Source organism: Neorhizobium sp. BT27B (genome assembly GCF_050455485.1).
GTDB lineage: Bacteria > Pseudomonadota > Alphaproteobacteria > Rhizobiales > Rhizobiaceae > Neorhizobium.
In genome coordinates this window covers 311,838-327,476 of sequence record NZ_JBCIYT010000006.1, presented here as the reverse complement: position 1 = coordinate 327,476, position 15,639 = coordinate 311,838, and the positions used below count along the sequence as shown (strand labels likewise).

The window sequence follows — 15,639 nt, the reverse complement described above, 5'->3', positions numbered from 1 at the left end:
ATCAAATCCCCATGACCCGTATCCCGTGTGTAAATACACTCATTGCTAATTTAGCTGCACGCAACATAAACGAGAAAGCATATGGCAACACGATAGGCTGACAGCACTATGCAATTTTGGGGGTTTTTGGTCAATTGACGCGAGATTTAAAACCCAGACGGGAAATCAGTGCAATCAGAAACATTGCGGCCACAATCAACCATAGGTGCCCTTCCCGACTAGAATTGTTCCAATGAGAGACAGCCCCGCCACCCACGGTAGAATCGATCACGCCTTTGTGATCAAGTTCTAAACCTGTGGATATACGTCCGAAGGGGTCTACCACCGCCGATATGCCGTTGTTGGCATCGCGAATCAAAGGAAGACCCGTCTCGATTGCACGTATTCGCGCCTGCTGAAAATGCTGGTATGGACCTGGGCTGATACCGAACCAGGCGTCATTGGTTATGTTGAGGATAACGCTCGCCTTTTCTATATCCGAGGTGATTTCATCCGGAAAAATCGCCTCGTAGCAGATCAGCGGATAGAAGCTGGTTCCGGAAGGAAGCGTAATGAGACTGCGCCGGCTACCGGCCGTGTAACCGCCCGGCATATCGACGACATTGCCGATGCCGATAGAGTTAAAAAAGTCTTCATAGGGCAGGTACTCGCCAAAGGGTGTAAGATGCACCTTGTCGCTGGCGCCGATAATCTGGCCCTGGCTATCGATCGCGTAGATGGAATTGTAGTAGCGCGGCGGACGTCCGGGGCCGGCATCCTCGGCTCGAACGGCGCCGACAATCAGAACCTGACCATCCTGAAGGACGTCTGAAATGCGCACCAATGCGTCCTGGTTCTGGGTGAGGATGAACGGCAATGACGTTTCCGGCCAGACGATCACATTCGGTCTGGTGGCACCCTCGGAGGGCGGCATGGCGCTCAGTGCCAGATGCTCCTCGAAAATGGCGATACGGTCGCTGTTGTCCATCTTGCGCGCCTGATCGATGACAGGCTGCACGAGACGCACGGAAATCTCCTGCGGGGGACGAGCGGCCATGAGCGCATCAGCACCGTGCAGACGCCAAGCTCCATAACCAAGATGGGCGGCAAAAAGCGCGGAAGCGATCGAGAGCCCTGTCACCATACCCTTGCGCGTACCGATGAGAGCCGGTGCGGCAAAGATGAAGACGGCAAGTATGGAAAGCCCGAAAATGCCGACAACGCCGGCAGACTGCATCATCATCGGAATGGGCATGATGCCATAGGCAATCGTGTTCCATGGAAAACCGGTCATCACGAAGCTGCGCAGCCATTCGCCCAGGCCGAAGCCAAGCGCCAGCGCTGCAAGCCGGCCGAAACCGTCCGACCATAAAATACCGGCGATCGCAGTCGCAAGACCATAATAGAGGGCAAGGAAGGCGGGCAGGCCAAAAATGGCGAGCGGCAAGGCCCAGGCAAACTCGTCGGAATCGACCAGAAGCGCATTGCCCAGCCACCACAGGCCAGCCACGAAATAACCGAAGCCGAACAGCCAGCCGAGAATGAAGGTGGCGCGGAACCGCCTGAGGAAACCACCTTCGGAACCGGCAGTGGAACCATCCATCAGCCAGACCAGAAGCGTGAAGGAGACAAAGAGCGCGGCAAAGAAGCCGACCGGTGGCAGCGCCAGAGCACCGATCGCACCGGCAGCGATCGCCAGAAGCGCCCGCTGCCAGCCCCATAGAAGCATGACCTTGCCTGCAAGCCGCTCCATTCACACCCTCATTTCGCCCGAATCAAACCCCGCGGCAGTGTTCCAAAAAAACCGCCTTTTGTCGTGCAGCTTGTCCGTGCAGTTTTGGCGAGAGCGCAAACGGCAAAACGGCACGCTCTCGCATGCCGTTTGAGATTGTCACGCCGGATTTATTCAGGTGCGCGGCTGCTCGCTACGGGCAGCCTGTGGCGGGGCCATGCCGTTGATCGACGTCACGTCCACGCCGGAGCCGGCTTCCGCTTCCGGGCTATATTCAAGATCGGTCTTGATACGGCGACGGACGGCGGCGCGCTTGCGCAGAATGCGGACGCGCTTGATGCGGCGCGGATCGGCCTCCAGAATCTGGAATTCGAAACCGGGAACCGCCTGCACGACTTCGCCCCGCACCGGGATACGGCCAAGCGCGGAGAAGATCAGGCCGCCAAGCGTGTCGACGTCTTCGAGCTGCACACGCACGTCGAAATCCGCGCCAACCGCCTTGGCGATATCCTCCAGCTCGACACGGGCATCGGCAACAAAGACGTCTTCGCTGACCTGCGAGAACATCACTTCGTCGTCGTCGTGCTCGTCCTCGACATCACCGATCACCATCTCGACGATGTCTTCGTGGCTGACGAGACCGTCAGTGCCGCCGTATTCGTCGATGACGAGCGCCATCTGGGTGCGGGCGGCCTGCATGCTGCTCAAAAGCTCGGATGCGAGCATGGACGGCGGCACGAACAGGATTTTACGGACCAGACCGGCTTCGGCGACAGTCTTGGTGAGATCGACGCGGCCGAGATCGAAGGCGGCCTTGGCGGTGCGGGCCGGCTTTTCAGCCACTGCCCCTTCGGCGGCGATATCCACCTGAACCGTGCGCGCAGTGGCGCCGCGGCGTTTGTTGCGAGCCTGCTTGGCCAGATAGGACAGAAGATCGCGGATATGCACCATGCCGCGCGGATCATCCAGCGTGTCGGCATAGACCGGCATGCGCGAACGGCCGGTTTCCTCGAAATGGATCAGAAGGTCGCCGAGCGTCATCGTCATGTCGACGGCTTCGATATCGGCGCGGGGGATCATCACGTCTTCAACACGGACTTCGCGGAAGCGGAGGATATTGTGGAGCATTGCCCGCTCTTCTGGCGAGAACGCATTGCTGACGGCCGCATCGGTCATCAGCGCGTCGGCCAGATCCTCACGCAGTCTTTCGCCCTGCGAGGGCCGCAGCAGCCGGACGGCGCGCGACCAGAAAGACGACTGGGTCCGGTTGTTATTTTCGTGACGTAACGGACTTCCGCCCTCTTCTGAGGAGGACGATTCCGCATTGCCGTCACGGGCGGCAGCATTGCTCGAATGATCGTTCATTGTTCCAGACTATACTATCGGGTCCTGCCCCGCATAGGGGTCAGATAAGCCAAGCGTGGCCAAAATGCGAGTCTCCAATCCTTCCATCTCTTCCGCCTCCTCCGTTTCGAGGTGGTCGTAACCGAAGAGATGCAGGAAACCATGCACCATCAGATGCGTCAGATGATCGTCGAAATTCTTGTCGAGATCAACCGCCTCGCGTGCCACTGTTTCGTGTGCAATCACGATATCACCCAGCATGGGGCCGGGTTTTCCGCCCGGTTCCAGCGGGTAGGCCGGGAAGGACAAGACATTGGTCGGCTTATCCTTTTGCCGCCATTCGGCATTGATCTGCCGGATGGATTCATCGTCCGTGAAGACGAGCGAAATTTCCACCGGCAGCGGCGGAAAAGGCTGTTTTTCTGTCTCCGCAAGGAAGGTGGCGGCGGCATTGAGCACCTTTTCGCTGAGCGCGAACAGGGTTTCCTCGTCCGGCCAACCGCCTTCTTCCACGCTGATCTGTATATCGAGTTCAGGCATCAAAAAATTCCCGACCGCTTATCTGCGGTCGAGATCCTCGCTTTCCTCATGGACGGCATATTGCGCGTCATAGGCACGCACGATGCGGCCAACCAGCGGGTGACGCACGACGTCCGTATCCTGAAAGCGGATGACGGAGAGGCCTTCGACACCCTTGAGGATATGCAGGGCTTCGACCAGACCAGACTTGACGCCACGCGGCAAGTCGACCTGGCTCGGGTCGCCAGTGATGATCATCCGGCCGTTTTCACCCAGACGCGTCAGGAACATCTTCATCTGCATCGATGTGGTGTTCTGTGCCTCGTCGAGGATGATCGCGGCATTGGACAATGTGCGTCCACGCATGAAGGCGAGCGGCGCGATTTCGATGACGCCGGCCGTGATGGCGCGGTCGACCTTATCGGCCGGGATCATGTCGTAAAGCGCGTCGTAAAGCGGACGCAGATACGGATCGACCTTTTCCTTCATGTCACCGGGCAGAAAGCCAAGGCGCTCACCGGCTTCGACGGCCGGACGGGTGAGGATGATCTTGTCGACAGCGCCGCGCTCCAGAAGCTGGGCGGCGTGAGCGCAGGCGAGATAGGTCTTACCGGTACCGGCCGGGCCGACACCAAAAACCAGCTCGGTGCGCTCCAGTGCGCGCATATAAGCGTCCTGGGTCGGTGTGCGGGCCTGAATGGTTTTCTTCTTGGTTGAAATCTGGCTCATCGACAGCCGGGCCTTCTTTTCCAGCGTCGGCAGTTGCAGCTGGTCGTCCGCGGCCTGCGCCATGCGGATGGCGCCCTCGACATCGGAGATTTCCACGGAACCGCCCTTTTGCAGGCGCTCATAGAGGAAATCCAGAGCACGGCGCGCCTGATTGGTAGCCGTTACTTCGCCCGAGATGGTCACGGAATTGCCGCGCGCCCGCGCATCGACGTTGAGACGCTGTTCCAGAAGTTTTAGGTTCTGGTCGAACTGCCCAAACAGTTCGCTGGCGAGCCTGTTGTTCTCGAACGTCAGAATGAAGTGATTTGCGTCGGTCGCGGCTGGGCGTGGCTGGCGCGCTGATGAAGAAACCAATTCACGTTCGATCAATAGGCAGGCTCCCGTTTCTGTTGGTGACCTATTTAACTCCCTGCCCGCTCGGCAAACAAGCTGTTCGGCCCCGTTGCGATGATTCGCACCTGAATAATGTCACCGATTTGCGATTCTTTTGCATCAACATTCACGGATTGAAGCCATGGCGAGCGACCTATCAACTGTCCCGGCATGCGACCCGGCTTTTCCAGCAGCAAATCGATGGTTTTTCCGACGCAAGCTTCGGCAAATTCCTTCTGCTGACGCAGTAGCAGAGCCTGAAGCCGTTCCAGCCGTTCGGTCTTCACCGCTTCATCCACCTGAGAACCAAGTTCTGCGCCGGGTGTTCCCGGGCGGGTGGAATATTTGAACGAATAGGCCGAAGCGTATTTCACGTCCTCGACGATCTTCAGCGTGTCCTCGAAATCCTGATCCGTCTCACCCGGAAAACCGACGATGAAATCGCCCGACATGGCGATATCGGGACGGGCGCTGCGGATGCGCTCGATCAGACGCAGGTATTCGGCACCCGTATGACGGCGGTTCATGGCTTTGAGAATGCGGTCGGAACCGGCCTGAACCGGCAGATGCAGATAGGGCATCAGGACCCGCAGGTCGCGATGCGCCTCGATAAGACAGTCGTCCATATCGCGCGGATGGCTGGTCGTGTAACGCAGGCGGGCAAGGCCGGGAATTTCCGCCAGACGATACAGCAGTTCGCCAAGAACCCATTCGCCGCCCTTCGGGCTTTCGCCACGCCAGGCATTGACGTTCTGGCCAAGCAGGGTGATTTCGCGCACGCCGCTATCGACCAGACGCAGGGCCTCGTCGACGATCTGCGAGACAGAACGAGAGACTTCCGAACCACGTGTGTATGGCACGACGCAGAAGGTGCAGAACTTGTCGCAGCCTTCCTGAACCGTCAGGAACGAGGTAACGCCACGCGCGCGCGCTCTTGCCTTGTCGACCTTCGGCAGGTGGTCGAACTTGTCTTCGACCGCATAATCCGTTTCGACCACCCGTTCGCCCTGACGGGCACGCGTCAGAGCCTGCGGCAGGCGGTGATAGGTCTGCGGACCGACAACCACGTCGACCGCCGGTGCACGACGCAGAATTTCCTCGCCCTCGGCCTGAGCCACACAGCCGGTAACACCGATCATCAGTTCGCGACCATGTTCGGCGCGCGTGCGCTTCATGTCGCGCAGACGGCCGAGTGCGGAATAGACCTTGTCGGCCGCCTTTTCGCGGATGTGACAGGTGTTGAGCAGGATCAGATCCGCTTCACCCATTTCCTCGGTCGGAACATACCCTTCGCTCGCCAGCGCATCGCTCATGCGATTGCTGTCGTAAACGTTCATCTGACAGCCGTAGGTCTTGATGAAGACCTTGCGGGTGTTGCTGGCGACGTCAGCCTTTTCGGCCGTGTCCGGGGAAATGACGGTGATCTGGTTCATGGCCGCTCTTTACCGCAAGAAAGGCCGGATTTGAAGGGCCGTGTTACGGCGTGTCGGTCGGAGGTTGCGGCGTGTCCGCCTTGACGGGCTCGAGACCGGTCTCGGCCATTTCCGCATCCGGCGTCTTCTTCCGTACGCCGTAAAGCCGATCCTGCAGCATTTGCTTCATGGAAGCGATCACGGCTGCACTCAGATGTTTGCGGTTATCGCCTTCGCGAAACGCAATGGCCTCGCCGAAATCGACATCGACATCGATCGCTTCGGCACGGAAAATGCCCATCAGATGCGGCAGAAGCTGGATATCGCCCGGCCAGGCGGCGATCGGGCGATGGTAACGGCCCATCGGCATGCCGTAGATGCCGGTATAGGCGATGGTGACCGGCTGGACGTAGACGACCTTTTCCGGCGTGTGCGGCACGGCAGCGGTGGCGGCGCCGAACAGCGAGGATTTGACATCGAGCAGACGGTTTCCGTCCGACGTCGTGCCTTCCGGGAAGAGTACGACGATTTCGCCACCGGTCATCCGGGCAGCGATCTCGTTGACCTGTTCACCGGTGCGGCGTTTCTGTTCGCGCACCACGAAAATCGTCTTCTGCAATTTGGCGAGAATGCCGAAAACTGGCCATTCGGCCACCTCAATCTTGGCGATATAGGCGACATCTGCCACCGCGCCAAGAACGAGAATATCCTTCCACGAAGCGTGGTTGGCGGCCAGCATGACCGGCCGGCGACGCTCGACCGTGCCATGCACACGAATGCGGATGCCAAGCAGGTAACAGGCGATGCGGTGCCAGATGCGTGGGACGTAACGGCGGATTTTAAGATCGAAGGCAAGCCCGACCAGCTGGAAGGGCAAGAGGACCAGCGTCGTCAGCACAAGGCCGGTGATGATGACGGTGATCCGTATCCAGGTGATCAAGGATCATCCTTGTCGAGCGGGATGCCGTATAGCTCCAGCCTGTGGCCAACAAGGCGAAAGCCGTGCTCGCGGGCGATCCGTTCCTGCAAAGCCTCGATCTCTGCCGAATGGAACTCGATGACCGTGCCCGACTGCACATCGATCATGTGGTCGTGGTGTTCTTCCGGCACGGTTTCATACCGCGAGCGGCCATCGCGAAAATCGTGGCGCTCGATAATGCCCTCGTCCTCGAACAGTTTGACGGTTCGGTAAACGGTGGAAATGGAGATGCGCGGATCGACCTTGGAAGAGCGGCGATAGAGCTCCTCGACATCGGGATGATCGTCCGATTCCTGCAGCGTCCGGGCAATGACGCGACGCTGGTCGGTCATCCGCATGCCCCGCTCGGCACACAGTTCCTCCAGCGATTTGGTAAGATCTGTCACGTCGTTCGGCCCTGAATCATGCGAGTTGTAAAGGTTCGGTCTAGCCAAGATCGCGACGCATGACAAGCGCCGCCGCCTTCTTGCCATCGGCTGTTTCGTAGTAGGCGGGGCGTGTCGCGACCGTGGTAAAACCGAGCCTGCGATAGAGGCCGATTGCGGCGACATTACTGTCTTCCACCTCGAGAAACATCGTCTCGGCACCGCGCTCCGCCGCTTCGCGGATGGCCGATTGCATCAGCCGCCAGCCAAGGCCGGTTCGGCCGACTTTTTCCGAAACGGCGATGGTCAGGATCTCGGCTTCACCCGCCACTTCACGGGCGAGAACGAAACCGCCCAGCGGCCTGCGGAAAAACGCATTGGTCTGGTAGGCGACAAAGCCAAAGGTGTTTTCCTGGCTCAGAAGGCTGTGGATTTCGCCATCGTTCCAGCGACGGGCGAAACGAAAACCATGCAGCTCGGACACCGCCTGGCAGTCTTCGGCCTTCATGGCGACGATTTCGAAAGTGGGCTTCAAACTCAGGTAATCGTCGATCATGCGCGTCTCAGGAGCGGGCCAGTGCGAATCCGATCTGAGGTTTAGCATCCGGGCCGCGAAGGTAAAGCGGTTTCGGTTTTGCACTGCCGAAGGGTTTTGCAGCGCCCAGCTTCGCGACAGTGGCGATATCGAAGCGATCCGGCACGGTTTTGATGCCGGGTTCGCTGATTTCACCGGCTGCCGCAGCAGTGATGGCGACAGCACCTGTACCAAAAATGGTTGCACTGTGATGCGTGGCAAGAGCCGTGACGGCTTCCGGCGGCAGCGCCTGCGCTTCTTCGAGAGAAGCACCATCGGCTGCAAAGGCTTGAGCGTAAATTTCGCCGCGCTTGGCATCCATGGCGGCGATAACCGGGTGACCGGCAGCGCCGGCCAGCTGGTGGGCGGCCATGGCTTCCAGCGTGGTGATGCCGACCGCCTCGATGCCGAGCGACAGCGCAAAACCACGGGCGGCAGCGACACCGACGCGGATGCCGGTGAACGAGCCGGGGCCGATGGTGACGGCAACGCGGTTGACCTGCTGGAGCGTGATGCCTGCCTCAGTCAACGCGGCCTCGACCTGCGCCATCAGCTTTTCAGCGTGGCCCTTGCCGATCATCTCGGTCTGGATGGAGAGAATTTTGTCAGCTGTCGCATCATACAAAGCGACGGAACAATCGATGCCGGCGGTGTCGAGGGCGAGAACGATCATGACAAGTTACCGGCAGTTTGGTGCGCCGACCTTAGGCCGGCGCCAAGATTTTATCAGAGGGATTCGACGGCCTGGACTTCCGGCACAAAGTGCTTGAGCAGGTTCTGGACACCATGCTTGAGCGTGGCGGTCGATGATGGGCAACCGGCGCAGGCGCCCTTCATGTTGAGGTAGACGGTACCGTCCTTGTAACCCTTGAAGGTGATATCGCCGCCATCCTGGGCAACGGCCGGACGGACGCGGGTTTCCAGGAGTTCCTTGATGGTGGCAACGACGGTTTCGTCGCCTTCATCGAAGAACTCACCTTCCTCATCGGTGGCTTCCGCCATGGCGGAACCGCCGCCCATGACCGGCTGGCCGGACATGAAGTGTTCCATGATCGAGCCGAGAATTGCCGGCTTCAGATGCTGCCATTCGGCATCGGACTTGCTGACGGTGATGAAGTCATAACCGAAATAGACGCCGGTGACGCCCGGCACGTCGAACAGACGGGCAGCGAGCGGAGACTTTTCAGCCTCGGCAGCGGAACGGAATTCGGCGGTGCCGCTTTCCAGCACGACCTTGCCCGGCAGGAATTTCAGGGTGGCCGGGTTCGGCGTGGCTTCCGTCTGAATGAACATCTTTATGTCTCCTGGCGAAGCGCGCTCGCCCGTTTAGAATTCTTCCAAAGAAGATAAGACCGTTCAGGTTTCGGTTCAAGTGCGCCTTTGCGGAAACAAGGTCAAGGGTGAAGGTTTATGCGCGGGGACAAAAGACCTTTAGGCCAGCGCGTCGATTTCCTCGTCGGTCAGCGTGCTGGGCAGCACGGTGACGGGGATCGGAAAGGCTGCGGTGCGGCCGGCGATCGAGGTGACGAGCGGCCCCGGACCTTCCTTGGCGGAACCGGCGGCAAGCACGAGGATGGCGATATCCTGGTCTTCCTCGATCAGGGAATTGATCTCGTCGGCAGCATTGCCCTCGCGGATCACCACTTCGGGATCAATGCCGATACTTTCCCGCACGCTCTGCGCGGCCTTGGCCATCACGGCTTCGGCCTCTTCACGCGCTTCGGCACGCATGATCGCCTCGACACCCAGCCATTGCTGGAAATCGCCTTCGGGGATGAGATAGAGCAGCAAGAGTGCGCCATTGGAATTTTTGGCGCGGCGTCCGGCATAATGCACGGCCTTTTCGCATTCCGGCGTGCCATCGATGACCGCCATGAACTTGCGACGATGGCCTTCGAGACGCGATAGCCGAGTTGAAACCATGCCGATCCCCCTGATGCGCTGACACGACCCGTTTGGTCGTGATGGACATTATACAAAAGAGCGGGGATGTAAAAGCGGGGGTGGTTGAGGGCGGGGCCGCCTGCCCTCGGTCGTCATCCTCGGGCCTGTCCCGAGGATCTGCTGAGGCCCATTGCTGGCGTGATTAGATCCTCGGCACAAGGCCGAGGATGACGAGGCGGGTTTGGCAACCCTCGGGAAAACCGCCGGTCCTTGCAGACCGGCAACCGAAATCAGCGCAGGAATCCGATAATGTCGGAAACCTCGTTCATGGTCTTTTCGGCGCGGGCGCGAGCGCGTTCGCCGCCATCCTTGAGGATCGCGTCGATATGCGTCGTGTCGTCCATCAGGCGGCGCATTTCCGTGGTGATGGGGGCAAGCACCTCCACCGCCAGATCGGCGAGCGCCGGCTTGAACACCGAAAACTGCTGGCCGCCGAATTCGGCAAGCACGTCCGCCTTGGTGCGATCGGACAGGGCCGCATAGATGCCGACGAGATTGCCGGCTTCCGGGCGACCTTCGAGACCATCGACTTCGCTCGGCAAAGCATCCGGATCGGTCTTGGCCTTGCGGATCTTTTTCAAAATCGTGTCGGCATCGTCCATCAGGTTGATGCGTGACAGATCCGACGGATCCGACTTCGACATCTTCTTGGTGCCATCCTTCAAGGACATGACGCGGGGTGCCGGGCCACCGATCAGCGGCTCGACCAGCGGGAAATAACCGTGGATCGGCTCCTCACCGACGACCATGTCCACACCCGTGCCGGCCTCGCGGATTTTGGGACCGAAATCGATATTGAAACGCTGGGCGATATCGCGGGCAAGTTCCAGATGCTGCTTCTGGTCGTCACCGACCGGCACATGGGTGGCGCGGTAGACGAGGATGTCGGCAGCCATCAGGCTCGGATAGGCGAGCAGACCGAGCGAGGCGTTTTCGCGATCCTTGCCGGCCTTGTCCTTGAACTGTGTCATGCGGTTCATCCAGCCGATGCGCGCGACACAGTTGAAGATCCAGGCGAGTTCCGCATGCTGCGGCACGGCTGACTGATTGAAAACGATATGTTTGACCGGATCGATGCCCGACGCGATGAAGGCGGCGGCGATGGAGCGGATCTGGCCCTTCAGATCGTCATGGACGAGCTGGGCGGTAATGGCATGGAGATCGACGACGCAATAGATGCAGTCGTTGTTTTCCTGCAGCGCCACGAATTTGCGGATGGCGCCGAGATAGTTTCCGAGATGGAGATTGCCCGTTGGCTGTACGCCGGAAAATACGAGCGGCTTAAACGTGTTCATGTCGTCCTCATCAGGCTTGTGGAAGGCCCCAGGGCATGGTGAGCAGGACGGATAACCCGGCCTTTGGCGCTCATGTCGCCCATGTTGCTAACGGCCGGGCTTATGCACGGCGGATGGGGCGGGATCAAGAGGATGCACCCGGCGTCAGATGCATATTCTGACGCGCTCTAAGACTCATATCCCAATTCGACGACGGAGGTGGGAATGGGCTGACGCAGGATGAACAGGCCCTGCGTCCCCCTCCCCTCACAAGGACGCGATCTTGTCCGTCAGCGCCACCCAGCCGCCGGGTTCCATGATGAGTGCTGCGATATCGTATTTGCCAAGCACGGCAAGTGCCGAACGACGGGTATAAAGTTCCGTCACCAGACTGGTGGCCGGGCCGGCGTCGCGGTGGAAATAAAAGCTCTGACGGGCGTCATGAACCACCCGGTCGAAATCGCGTGACGGCAGGCGGGATTGTGGCGGATCGTGCGCTTCCAGTGCCTCACGGGCAGCGGAAAGGCCCATGCCGGTCAGGCGCGGCGGGCGATCGGCCTCGCGCAGTTTTTCATTGGCCTTTTTCAAACCCATGCCGGTCAGCCGTGGTGGACGCTTGCGGGCAAGATAATCCTCACGAGCAAAGAAATCGGCAGGATCGAGCTTGTGCATGCGACAGAAGGCGGAAAACTGTTCCTGATAGGCGCGCCAGTGGATTTCCAGCGCCAGCTTTGCGCAGTTCTTGGCGTGATAGGCCTTGTCGAACGTCTTGGCCGCAGATGCCACGCCATTGATGCCGGCATTGACGCTGGCCGTGACGATCTCGCCAAGCACCGGAATGGAGCCGGTAACCAGCTTGGCGCCCTCGATGCCGGATTTATGCGCCTTGACCTTGATGACATCGCGCACCAGCTCGGAGAGCGTGACACCACGTTCCGCGCCCGCGCCGAGCGCATCGATCTCACGCGCGAGAATTTTCAGCTTGGTAAGATGGGCAGCTGTCGAGCCGGTCGTGTTTGCCTGTCTGGCAATCGACAGCGCATTGACCGGCAGCGCACCCATGGAAGCGGCAACCGCCACCGTGCCGGCAATGCTGAAACCGTTGCCGCCCATTTCCTTGACCCGGCGACGCTCCAGATACTTTAACGTCGCCGGGCTTTCGGTGTTGAGATCGCCCCGGCTGTGACCGTGGCCGACAAACAACGGATTGGGTGGCGCCGACACGCTTTTGGTCGCCTTGTAGCTTTTCTGGGCGCTATCGGCGACCGTCTGGGCCAAGCCCGCATAACCGGAACTGGCGCCGCCAGCGGCAGAACCAAAGGCAACATCGAGACAGGTGTTGACCACATCGGTGATGGAAAGCGGCGCATCCTTCTTGTCGTATGTGCCTTTCTTGTCGGCCTCGGCCTTCACCTTATCGGCCAATGTCGGGATGACATTCTTGCTGATCGGCGTGTTCACCGAAGGCGGATTGCGCTTGAAAGGATTGAGGGAAGACGCGTCTTTTGAAAAACCAAACATCGAAATCGGCCTTTTGCTATCGGCGCATCGACGTTTTTTTACGAAAATCCGAATGATTTTCACGGTCGATGCAGAAGGAGGAGCAGGCACTTTTTCGTCGGTGCCATATCCATCGGTGAAATGCACGGCGTATGAGGGGAAACTGGAGCAGGGTCGCGCGGTGTCAACCGTTGGATTGTGAAGGATTTTTACCAAAAATGTGACAGGTGGCATCCGGCCCGGTTTCCGGCCTTCACTGCACAAAAAGAGGCCTCGGGAAGCGGTCCTTCAATACCGCACAATGAGTACAAAAATGCGAAATTCTTAACGGATATTCATTATTATGGCAGACAGACTCCTAATTTAGAGCATTTTCGCCCTTATTGCCGTCACTTTTAGAAAAGAAATACTCCGAAATTAGCTTTCCGTTCGCCATGAGTGACGGATACGGTTTCGGAGTCCAGAATGCGCATTCTTTCCCGCGTCGCGCTTGCCTGCTTTATGACAGCCAGCGTCGTCCTTTCAGCCATTTCCGCAGACGCGGCGGATAAAAGCGGCAAACGCCGTGGCACCACCTTCAAGCATGACTATTCGGCGGCCTATACCGTGCAGCGCGTCAGCGTGCGCACCGCCTGTTTTCCGGAAAAGCTGGAAGCGATCCTCGCCCATATCCGCGCTGAGACCGGCAAGAAACCGATGGTGACGTCAGGTCACCGCCCGCGTTCGGGCACCTCGCAGCACAGCCGCTGTTATGCCGCAGACATCCGCGTGCCGGGTGTTTCGGAAAAGGCGATCCTGGCGGCAGCCGCCGGCGCGCCGGGCATTGGCGGCATCGGCCGTTATTGCAACGGCATCGTGCATGTGGACATCGGCCCGAAACGCCGCTGGGCGCATTGCGGCGGAAAATCCAAGGGCAAGGGTGGTTTGGCCAATCTGAAGCGTCACCACCGCCGCAGTTGATCAGCCTTCCGGATCGACCGTTGCTGCCGCCTGTTTTGGCTTGCGCTTGAGATTGCGGCGGATCATGCCGAGATCGGCACCGCCGATCAAAAAGGCGACTGAGAAGTAAACCAGCATCGAAATGGCAATCAGCACGCCAAGTGCCAGGACCTGCTGCAGAAAATGCGAACCGGACGCGAGCCACGGGCTGGCGTAACGCAGCGCATAGGTCAAAGCCACCGCCATGATGCCGGCAGAGACAAGCAGCATGGCCGTGCGACGGGCAAAGGCCCATTCCCATTTCAGATGGCCGCGCCAGACCAGCGTGGAAAACAGAAAGATCGTGTTGATCCAGCCGGCCGCAGCCTCCGCCGTGGCGATACCGCGTTCCTCGATCAGTGGGAAAAGCGAGATGGCGAGGCCCGAATTGACCACAACGGCCATCATGGTGAACCGCATCGGGGTTTTGGTATCTTCGCGGGCATAAAAACCGGGCTGCAGCGCCTTGATCAGCACAAAACCGGGAAGACCCAGACCGTAGATCGCGAGAATGGAACCGACAACGGCGGTGTTTTCGGCAGAAAACGCACCGCGCTCATAGAGCACGCGAATGATGGAATCCGACAGGACCCACAGCCCTGCAGCAGCAGGCAAGGTCAGGAACAGCACGAATTCGATCGAGCGGTTCTGGATATTGGCGGCTTCCTTGAGATTGCCGCCCTTCAGTGCGCGCGCCAGTTCCGGCAGAAGCACGACACCGACGGCGACACCAACGACGCCCAGAGGCAGCTGATAGATACGGTCGGCATATTGCAGGGCGGCAATCGCGCCTTCCTTGCTGGACGCGATTGCCTGGCCGATGATCTGGTTGATCTGGGTGACGCCGCCGGTGATGGCGGCAGGCACGGCAAGCACCAGCAGACGCTTGACATTGGGCGTCATGCGCGGACGGCGGAAACCGATCTTTATGCCGGCATGGCGCACGCCGACATAAACCACGGCAAGCTGCAACACACCGGCGACCAGCACGCTCCACGACAGATACCAGGCGGTGGAGAGCGGATCGGCACCGGTCCACAGCGCATAAAACAGCGCGGCGATCATCACCACGTTCAGAAAGACCGGCGCGATGGCGGCGGCAAAAAAATGATGCAGCGAATTGAGCATGCCGCTCATCATCGCCGTCAGCGACATGCACATCAGGTAAGGGAACATCACCACGGCCAAGCGAATGGTGATCGACGTCTTTTCCGGGTCATCGGCAAAACCGGGGGCGATGATCCAGGTGACCAGCCACGGCATCGCCAGTTCCATGGCGATGGTGATGATCAGCAGCGCCGAAAACAGGACGCCAAACACTTCCTCGGAAAACCGCTTGGCACCATCGATGCCGTTGGCCTCGATCTCCTTGGAGAACAGCGGCACGAAGGCGGCATTAAACGCGCCTTCGGCAAACAGCCGGCGAAAAAGATTGGGAAAGCGGAAGGCCGCGTAAAACACGTCGGCCATCGGCCCGGTGCCGAGTGCAGCCGCCATCAGGGTTTCGCGGGCAAAACCAAAAATGCGGCTGCCGAGCGTGGCACCGCCGACGGTCGCGAATTTTTTCACAAGGCTCATGCGGGGGCTCACCGGAAGGTTCGATTCGTGGGGGTGTTATAGCGGGAGGTGAAGCGGACGGCCATCTCTCGAAAGACTGAGAGATGGAGCGTATGCGAAACATGCCCGATCACCTGACAATCACAGCGCCCCGGCATCCCTCAGCCAACGGAGAGCAGCTTTCGCATCTCGCACAGCGGCAGCCATCTCGTCGTAAATTCCGGAAACGTGAGTTGGCGCCCAGTAGGTGTGGGGGCCGAGGCCAGGCACCTCGTCTTCAAGCTCTTGCTCTTCATTAAACGAGTAAAGGCCATTCCCGTGCTGAACGAATTCGACACGCGCCTTCCCGTCGGATCTTTCGATATTATGGATGATGATCAT

Annotated in this window: 17 protein-coding genes; 2 read left to right on the top strand and 15 right to left on the bottom strand. The window is 59.4% G+C overall.

Annotated features, from left to right (window positions below):
- Positions 1-130: 130 nt before the first annotated feature.
- The 13 genes from lnt to AAIH70_RS18265 all read right to left on the bottom strand — a co-directional run bounded on the left by lnt (position 131) and on the right by AAIH70_RS18265 (position 12,684).
- Complete coding sequence (gene lnt / locus AAIH70_RS18325; protein WP_132276514.1) at positions 131-1,732, bottom strand: apolipoprotein N-acyltransferase; 1,602 nt, start codon at positions 1,730-1,732, stop codon at positions 131-133.
- A gap of 153 nt (positions 1,733-1,885) precedes the next feature.
- A complete protein-coding gene (locus AAIH70_RS18320) occupies positions 1,886-3,076 on the bottom strand; it encodes a hemolysin family protein (RefSeq protein ID WP_132276512.1) in 1,191 nt (396 codons plus the stop codon).
- Positions 3,077-3,085: 9 nt separating this feature from the next.
- Positions 3,086-3,595 carry an rRNA maturation RNase YbeY gene (gene ybeY, locus AAIH70_RS18315; protein WP_132276510.1) on the bottom strand — a complete coding sequence of 170 codons (510 nt, stop codon included), beginning with the start codon at positions 3,593-3,595 and terminating at the stop codon, positions 3,086-3,088.
- Between the two features lie 18 nt (positions 3,596-3,613).
- A complete protein-coding gene (locus AAIH70_RS18310; protein WP_132276508.1) occupies positions 3,614-4,672 on the bottom strand; it encodes a PhoH family protein in 1,059 nt (352 codons plus the stop codon).
- A 32-nt stretch (positions 4,673-4,704) separates the two neighbouring features.
- Entirely contained in the window at positions 4,705-6,108 is a 1,404-nt protein-coding gene (miaB, locus tag AAIH70_RS18305; RefSeq protein ID WP_430035072.1) for a tRNA (N6-isopentenyl adenosine(37)-C2)-methylthiotransferase MiaB, read from the bottom strand.
- A gap of 43 nt (positions 6,109-6,151) precedes the next feature.
- Positions 6,152-7,027, bottom strand: coding sequence for a lysophospholipid acyltransferase family protein (locus AAIH70_RS18300; protein ID WP_132276504.1), 876 nt, complete (start codon positions 7,025-7,027; stop codon positions 6,152-6,154).
- Entirely contained in the window at positions 7,024-7,452 is a 429-nt protein-coding gene (locus AAIH70_RS18295) for a Fur family transcriptional regulator (protein WP_112733765.1), read from the bottom strand. Before AAIH70_RS18295 ends, AAIH70_RS18300 begins: the two co-directional genes overlap by 4 nt.
- A gap of 40 nt (positions 7,453-7,492) precedes the next feature.
- The gene (locus AAIH70_RS18290; RefSeq protein ID WP_430035069.1) at positions 7,493-7,987 is read right to left on the bottom strand and encodes a GNAT family N-acetyltransferase; all 495 of its coding nucleotides are present in this window, start codon (positions 7,985-7,987) and stop codon (positions 7,493-7,495) included.
- Between the two features lie 7 nt (positions 7,988-7,994).
- The gene (gene tsaB, locus AAIH70_RS18285; protein ID WP_132276500.1) at positions 7,995-8,678 is read right to left on the bottom strand and encodes a tRNA (adenosine(37)-N6)-threonylcarbamoyltransferase complex dimerization subunit type 1 TsaB; all 684 of its coding nucleotides are present in this window, start codon (positions 8,676-8,678) and stop codon (positions 7,995-7,997) included.
- 53 nt (positions 8,679-8,731) lie between these two features.
- Positions 8,732-9,298 (bottom strand): NifU family protein, encoded by a 567-nt coding sequence (locus AAIH70_RS18280; protein ID WP_132276498.1) that lies wholly within the window; start codon positions 9,296-9,298, stop codon positions 8,732-8,734.
- A gap of 138 nt (positions 9,299-9,436) precedes the next feature.
- Positions 9,437-9,928: a universal stress protein gene (locus AAIH70_RS18275; protein ID WP_132276496.1), complete on the bottom strand. Its 492-nt coding sequence runs from the start codon at positions 9,926-9,928 to the stop codon at positions 9,437-9,439.
- Positions 9,929-10,179: 251 nt separating this feature from the next.
- The gene (trpS, locus tag AAIH70_RS18270; RefSeq protein WP_132276494.1) at positions 10,180-11,244 is read right to left on the bottom strand and encodes a tryptophan--tRNA ligase; all 1,065 of its coding nucleotides are present in this window, start codon (positions 11,242-11,244) and stop codon (positions 10,180-10,182) included.
- 246 nt (positions 11,245-11,490) lie between these two features.
- On the bottom strand, positions 11,491-12,684 hold the full coding sequence (locus AAIH70_RS18265; RefSeq protein WP_430035066.1) for a hypothetical protein: 1,194 nt from the start codon (positions 12,682-12,684) through the stop codon (positions 11,491-11,493).
- On the opposite strand from AAIH70_RS18265, the gene AAIH70_RS18260 reads away from it, so the two are divergent.
- Together AAIH70_RS18260 and AAIH70_RS18255 are read left to right on the top strand one after the other, a co-directional pair.
- Entirely contained in the window at positions 12,665-12,925 is a 261-nt protein-coding gene (locus AAIH70_RS18260; RefSeq protein WP_132276490.1) for a hypothetical protein, read from the top strand. The genes AAIH70_RS18265 and AAIH70_RS18260 overlap by 20 nt on opposite strands.
- A 263-nt stretch (positions 12,926-13,188) precedes the next feature.
- Complete coding sequence (locus tag AAIH70_RS18255; protein ID WP_132276488.1) at positions 13,189-13,683, top strand: D-Ala-D-Ala carboxypeptidase family metallohydrolase; 495 nt, start codon at positions 13,189-13,191, stop codon at positions 13,681-13,683.
- Here AAIH70_RS18255 and murJ read toward each other — a convergent pair whose 3' ends face one another.
- Complete coding sequence (gene murJ, locus AAIH70_RS18250; RefSeq protein ID WP_132276486.1) at positions 13,684-15,279, bottom strand: murein biosynthesis integral membrane protein MurJ; 1,596 nt, start codon at positions 15,277-15,279, stop codon at positions 13,684-13,686. It abuts the gene before it with no gap.
- Positions 15,280-15,399: 120 nt separating this feature from the next.
- The gene (locus AAIH70_RS18245; protein WP_132276484.1) at positions 15,400-15,639 is read right to left on the bottom strand and encodes a hypothetical protein; all 240 of its coding nucleotides are present in this window, start codon (positions 15,637-15,639) and stop codon (positions 15,400-15,402) included.

What these genes read in the sequence shown, in the direction of transcription:
- lnt (WP_132276514.1), bottom strand. Translation starts at nt 1,732, where the DNA reads ATGGAGCGGCTTGCAGGCAAGGTCATGCTTCTATGGGGCTGGCAGCGG.
- miaB (WP_430035072.1), bottom strand. Translation starts at nt 6,108, where the DNA reads ATGAACCAGATCACCGTCATTTCCCCGGACACGGCCGAAAAGGCTGAC.
- trpS (WP_132276494.1), bottom strand. Translation starts at nt 11,244, where the DNA reads ATGAACACGTTTAAGCCGCTCGTATTTTCCGGCGTACAGCCAACGGGC.
- ybeY (WP_132276510.1), bottom strand. Translation starts at nt 3,595, where the DNA reads ATGCCTGAACTCGATATACAGATCAGCGTGGAAGAAGGCGGTTGGCCG.
- tsaB (WP_132276500.1), bottom strand. Translation starts at nt 8,678, where the DNA reads ATGATCGTTCTCGCCCTCGACACCGCCGGCATCGATTGTTCCGTCGCT.
- AAIH70_RS18280 (WP_132276498.1), bottom strand. Translation starts at nt 9,298, where the DNA reads ATGTTCATTCAGACGGAAGCCACGCCGAACCCGGCCACCCTGAAATTC.
- AAIH70_RS18255 (WP_132276488.1), top strand. Translation starts at nt 13,189, where the DNA reads ATGCGCATTCTTTCCCGCGTCGCGCTTGCCTGCTTTATGACAGCCAGC.
- AAIH70_RS18290 (WP_430035069.1), bottom strand. Translation starts at nt 7,987, where the DNA reads ATGATCGACGATTACCTGAGTTTGAAGCCCACTTTCGAAATCGTCGCC.
- AAIH70_RS18245 (WP_132276484.1), bottom strand. Translation starts at nt 15,639, where the DNA reads ATGATCATCATCCATAATATCGAAAGATCCGACGGGAAGGCGCGTGTC.
- AAIH70_RS18320 (WP_132276512.1), bottom strand. Translation starts at nt 3,076, where the DNA reads ATGAACGATCATTCGAGCAATGCTGCCGCCCGTGACGGCAATGCGGAA.
- AAIH70_RS18275 (WP_132276496.1), bottom strand. Translation starts at nt 9,928, where the DNA reads ATGGTTTCAACTCGGCTATCGCGTCTCGAAGGCCATCGTCGCAAGTTC.
- murJ (WP_132276486.1), bottom strand. Translation starts at nt 15,279, where the DNA reads ATGAGCCTTGTGAAAAAATTCGCGACCGTCGGCGGTGCCACGCTCGGC.